This is a genomic window from Flavobacteriales bacterium, assembly GCA_013001705.1.
Classification (GTDB): Bacteria; Bacteroidota; Bacteroidia; order Flavobacteriales_D; family JABDKJ01; genus JABDLZ01.
On the sequence record JABDLZ010000171.1, the window covers coordinates 1 to 5854 of the forward strand.

General features: G+C 50.1%; 4 protein-coding genes. 2 read left to right on the forward strand and 2 right to left on the reverse strand.

The window, feature by feature from the left end; genetic code table 11:
• Nucleotides 1–246: 246 nt before the first annotated feature.
• Nucleotides 247–2763, reverse strand: a complete 2517-nt coding sequence (locus HKN79_07085) for a hypothetical protein (protein NNC83325.1) — start codon at nucleotides 2761–2763, stop codon at nucleotides 247–249.
• An 84-nt stretch (nucleotides 2764–2847) separates the two neighbouring features.
• On the reverse strand, nucleotides 2848–4194 hold the full coding sequence (locus tag HKN79_07090) for a DUF5103 domain-containing protein (protein ID NNC83326.1): 1347 nt from the start codon (nucleotides 4192–4194) through the stop codon (nucleotides 2848–2850).
• Nucleotides 4195–4354: 160 nt separating this feature from the next.
• Here HKN79_07090 and HKN79_07095 point away from each other — a divergent pair, with 160 nt between their 5' ends.
• A complete protein-coding gene (locus tag HKN79_07095; protein NNC83327.1) occupies nucleotides 4355–5716 on the forward strand; it encodes a Na(+)-translocating NADH-quinone reductase subunit A in 1362 nt (453 codons plus the stop codon).
• Nucleotides 5717–5724: 8 nt separating this feature from the next.
• Nucleotides 5725–5854 (forward strand): NADH:ubiquinone reductase (Na(+)-transporting) subunit B (locus HKN79_07100; protein ID NNC83328.1); only part of this gene is annotated, 130 nt, incomplete at its 3' end.

A 5854-nucleotide genomic window follows, 5' to 3' on the forward strand; every position in this document is an offset into this window, starting at 1 on the left:
TTCGTCAGGAAGTACAAGGGAGGGTATTGATCGGAGTACTGAAGGTCATCTCCTGGACGATCGGCTCACTATGAGCTACGCTGTGCTCCGCTCTGAAGGCCAGCTTCAATCAGAATGAAAATCTAAATGGCAATCAAAATGACTTTCGCAGAAGCTGTATTCATTTTGATTCTCATTTCCATTCAGATTTTGATTCAACGAAACCAGAAGTCCGCTGTGCTCCGTTCTGAATGACTTTGAGCAGCTCTACTCCACCACCACCGTTCTGGTCCCCATGGCCCCCTCACTCTCTAGCTGCACCAGATAGATACCCGGGCTCTTGTCCTCCAGATCGATCGCCATGCGCTCCATATAGGCTCCGAAGCGGTGTGTCTGGATCGTGCGGCCGAGATGATCACTCACGATCAATAGCCCTCCTTCTGTGAAAGCACTCAGATCCACCTCGAATCGTCCGGCACTCGGATTGGGCCAAACATCGAAGTCGCGTTCCTCTCGTGCGATCTCTTCTTCCAATCCGGTGGTCACTCCGGTCTCCCCGAGGGGCTCATCCCCGAAGGTGATCAGATAGGAAGTGACGATCAAATGGGGATTGAATCCATCATCACAATTCGGGCAGGTAGAACCCGTGCAATTCGGATTATTTGGATGACAGAAATCCTGATAATCTTCATCGAAGATGTACTCCAGATCGAGTAGATCTTCTGAAACGAAATCGGTCAAAGGGAAATCAAAGAACTGGGCGATAGCACCCGGGCACCAACCTGCTCTATCGAAATACCAGGTCCCGTTCTGAGGCTGACATCCATCCGGATTGGGGTCGCAATTGTTCCAATTGTCCTGGATGAATGTCTGTTCTCCATTCACCCAGATGTGATGGACATCGTGATGGAATTCTGCCGCATTGCCGGTGTTGTTCTCTCCCCAGCCGTGGCCCGTAGAGACCATCTTGATCTTGGCATCTTCGGCCCCATCGGGGAAGTCGGTGCTGTAGGCTTCGGTGGGTTGTAGATTTGCCATATCTCCAAAGGGGTAGGTCTGATTCCATAGCTTCTCCACCGTGCTGTAGACATAATCAGGACTGCCTTCGGTATAGTCCAGATTGAGACTGTAGAGGAAGCCATTCCCTTGTGTACCGAGATTCACTCGGAAGTGAAGTTTACCTTGTAGCAGGGACATGAAGTCGGTCATGTCGATCTCATGGTCGCAGGGTACTCCATAAGGCGTCAGATAGCGGATGATCTGATACCACTCCCCATCATGGGCCTTGACTTCTATCGAGGATACGCGGTCCCAAGGGTCACAACCACCTGGAGGGCAATCGATCTGCAGGTCACCGAGTATGTAGTTGAATGCTCCTACATAACTAGGCAATTCACCTTCTACCTCCACTGCAAAGTCATCGGAATCTGCCCACACATCGGTGAAAGCAGCGACACTCATATCGGTGGCGGTATTGGTGATGGTGAAGGCGACCGATTCGGTATGCTCGGTGCCACCACTATGCGTAGCAGTCACTGAGAGGGTATGTTCTCCGAAGCTATCCGGAGTCCACCAAGCGGTCTGGTGCTTGTTGCCGTGATCCGTGAATGGGACATCGATACCGTTCACAGCAAAGGAGATCTCAGAGATGGAGAACAGATCCGGATAATCTACATCCACGATACTGGCCAACTGGATAGGCGTCAGATCGGAAGCATAGAAATCACCGGCCAATGGATTACGCAGGTCTATGTTGGCCTGCACCGCAGCGGGATCCACCACATCGAAGGTGACATCCACATCGGCTGCCGGGTCCCAGATGTCATCTCCAGGCTGACTGGCGCGTATAGTGACCTCACCGGCCGTACCATCCAAGGTAACTGTGGAGCCATCTACCGTGGCCGGTCCAGAAAGCACCGTATAGGTCACTGTCAGTCCGGAGTTGACGGAAGCTTCCAGTTCAAAAGGATCATCGCTGATGAGTTTATTGGGTACAGGGGGGAAGTTGATCGATTGGAAACCGTCTTCCAATTCTCCATTGAAATTGGAGGTCTCACCGGTCAGGGCGAAATTGATGAGATCAGCATTACGCGTGCCTCCTCCTACTTCGGATATCAACTCGGAAATGCCGGTATTGTTCCCACCGGGGGTTCCTTGGTCCATCTTATAGTAGAGTTCCAATCCAACTTCATCACCTACGAGTTCATTGGCCATCATGTCTTGGATCTCTGTCTGTGTGAGCGCTTTGCTCCAGAGGGTGACTTCATCCATCCTTCCGCCAAATACGAAATTGAATCCCGCTTGGATACTCTTGCCTATCCCAAAAGGTCTGTCGGTAGAGGCGATGATGCCATCTGCTGGAGAGGATCCCACCAATTCGCCATCAGCATAGAGCAGGATATCCGTACCGTCATAGATCCAGGCTATATGCTGCCAGACTCCAGCATCGGCCGTTCCTGCTGGACCTACGTACTCATGGAAACCACCCGTACTGATATAGCGGCATTCCATCACGCCATCGTTAAGCTGGATGATATACATCTCTCCATCCCCATCTCCGCCATCGCGTATGCCGAAATAGCCCTGCCCATAATTGAGCGCATCGGTATAGAACCACCCGGTCATGGATACTCCGGTGGCACCACTTACGTATTGGGCAGCCTCTGGGGTCACTGCGTAATCGTCCACCCCATCGAAATGGAGGTATTGATTGCTCTGAGCAGACAAGCCGATACTGAAGAGTATGGTGGCTAGCAGCGTTGGGAAAAAGTACAGTTTGGTCATGTCTTGGATATTTGGGATAACAAGTATACAGGCCCATCATATATATCGTGGTTCACAGGCCTTGGAATAAAGGATTCCTAAGGATCAGAATCGGTCCCGTGTAGTAAAGGTGTAGGATCCGATCAATTGATCGTAATCGTTACTGATATCCCGATAGTATACTAAGATGGTATAGTCATTCTCTGTTTCGAAGAAGGAGCCTTCTACCAAGGTCTCATCGTAGGTGTCCTCCATATCTTTCAAGAAGACATACTGGTATTCATAGTAGCCTTGCTCGAGGGGGAGGGTCGCCTCGTAGCGATGCGTACTATCGTTATAGGCCATTCGGTATTCTGCAGAGGCGCGCCAATCGGATAACCCTCCGAAGACATAGAAGCTTCCATTGCTCAATGCTCTCGGCCAGTCCAGTTGGAAGCGTACATCCACATAATCCGATTCGATCACGTCATTGAAGCCTTCCACATTCCGATTGATGTACTTCCCATTGATATCCCGGTAGGTGAGATAGCCATTGAGGTTGCGCTTGTAATCCACATTGAGATCGGCCTTGAATCGGTCACCCACCCGTTGGATGCTGGCTATATTCTCTGTCAAGTAGCGCGTAGTACTGATATTGAACTGCCGGAATTCATTTCCACCCATGAAGACATTTCCTCGGTCATAGCGGTACTCCAGAATGCGGTCCTTGAGGAAAAGAGGCTTGAGATCGGTAATAGCCCTGTCCCAGCGGTAGTTCTGAAGCACCACTGTTTTGATATCTCGGAAAGGGTTGTTGATGGGGAAGGAGGCGTGGTGCAACTCGAAATCCACCAACTGGGCAAAAGGACGTATATCGGCCTGTGCCGATTGTTTCACAGTAGCCTGTATCGCGACCCGAGGTTCTACCACCATGAATCTACGCGATAATATCGGTTGCTCCTCGTCATCATCCCGGGTCACCACCAGCAGATAATTGCCCGATATCTTGAGCCGCATGCTCTGATTGGGGATGGTGGCCGTGTAGTGTACATAGGGCACCAAGGTGTTGAATGACATGTCATAGTTGTTGAGGATATCGGAAAAGAATCCGTCCATATACTGCATCTCTATGATATCGCTCTTGGTCCAATCGGCATTGCAGTGATATATCCGGTAATAATATTGTTCCACGTCATTTCCCAGATCATCGAAATGGAGTTCTAAGGGCTGGCCGGCATCCAAAGTGATGATGGGATAGCCGAGCGGATCACCCATGGGATAGAGCTGCACACTCTTGATGTCCTCGTGATAGACCCGGTCATCGAATCTCAGTTCGCTCCCGTCATAATATTCCAACTCCTCAAGATCCTCTTCCGTGATGAGGGAATACGGGTCGTCCGGGATCTGGTCGGCTTGTTCTACCATCTCCTTCTGTGAGCCACAGGATGATGAAGTGATCAGAATGACGGTCACGAAATAAGCAGCTCTTGAGAAGCTAGACAGCTCTAGAAGAAAAGGGAAAGGATTCACAGGGTCGTTATCCAGTTGAAAAACATCTTGACAAGCCGATAATGGCCAGTGTCTTGAAGTAGACAAAGTTATACATTTGCACCGCCTAAAACGAAGAGATTCCATGTCCAAGACCGTTAGGATCAAGAGGGGTAAGGATATCCGATTGATCGGAGAAGCCGCCAAGCAGATCGCCCCTTATCAGAACCCCGATGTCGTTGCTCTCAAGCCCACAGACTTTGTTGGTCATATACCCAAGCTATTGCTCAAGCAAGGGGCTGAAGTAAAAGCCGGAACACCTCTGTTCTACGACAAGCAGAACGAAAAAGTAGTATTCACTTCTCCGGTGAGCGGAGAGGTAGCCGATATCGTACGCGGAGCCAAGCGTAGGATATTGGAAGTACGCATACTGGCCGACAAGGCCAATCAGTCCATCGACTTCGGCAAGATGGACCTCGACTCCCTCAATCGCGAGCAGGTCATAGAAAAGATGATGCAGGCCGGAGTCTGGCCGACTATACGTCAACGGCCCTTCAGCATCATAGCCGATCCGCATGGCATGCCCAAGGCCATCCATGTATCGTGCTTCGATTCCGCTCCTTTGGCCCCAGAGATGGATTATATCCTAGAAGGGCAGGAGAAAGAATTCCAAGCAGGTATCGATGCCTTGAATAAACTCTGTCCCGGAAAGGTCAATCTGAATCTACCCGCTCAAGGAGGAGAAGGATTTAGCCAAACCCAAGGGGTGACCGTCAATAGATTCTCTGGACCACACCCCGCAGGAAATGTGGGTGTGCAAGTACATCATCTGGACCCTATCAATAAGGGAGAGGTCATTTGGTATACCTATCCTCAAGAAGTGATCATCATCGGTCGTCTCGTCTTGGAAGGAAAATATGATGCTCGCAGACGTGTCGCACTTACCGGGTCTATGGTGAGTGAGGATAAGCGGCAGTATCACGAAGTGATGACCGGAACTTCATTGAGAAGCTATTTGCACGGAGCCTTAGAGAAGGGAGATAAACGTGTGATCAGTGGAAATGTGCTTACAGGTACACGAGTGGATTCTGAAGGATTCTTGGGATACTTCGATTCTCAGGTCACAGTCATCCCAGAAGGGAATGAGCACAAATTCCTGCTGACCGAGGGCTGGTTGAGCCCGGGTCTGGACCGTTTCAGCATGTCCCGTGCTTATCCGGCATGGCTCATGGGTAAGAAGAAATACGACCTCGATACCAACCTGAACGGTGAGAAACGCGCCTTTGTGGTGACCGGACAGTTGGAAAAGGTATTCCCATTCGACATCTATCCGATGCAACTCGTCAAGGCCATCATGGTCAACGATATAGATAATATGGAGAAGATGGGCATCTATGAAGTGGATGCAGAGGATTTTGCCCTACCAGAAGTCGTGTGTACTTCCAAGATAGATATTCAGAAAGTAGTACGTGAAGGCATGGAGAATCTCCGTGCCGAAATATCCTAAGTATATCCATGAAGTTTCTAGAGAACCTCGTACTGAAGCAGATCCGACCTCATTTCACCGAAGGAGGAAAGCTCGAGAATTATTACTCGGCCTATGATGCGTTGGAGACCTTCATGTTCACCCCAGACCATACGACAT

What these genes read in the sequence shown, in the direction of transcription:
- HKN79_07095 (NNC83327.1), top strand. Translation starts at nt 4,355, where the DNA reads ATGTCCAAGACCGTTAGGATCAAGAGGGGTAAGGATATCCGATTGATC.
- HKN79_07085 (NNC83325.1), bottom strand. Translation starts at nt 2,763, where the DNA reads ATGACCAAACTGTACTTTTTCCCAACGCTGCTAGCCACCATACTCTTC.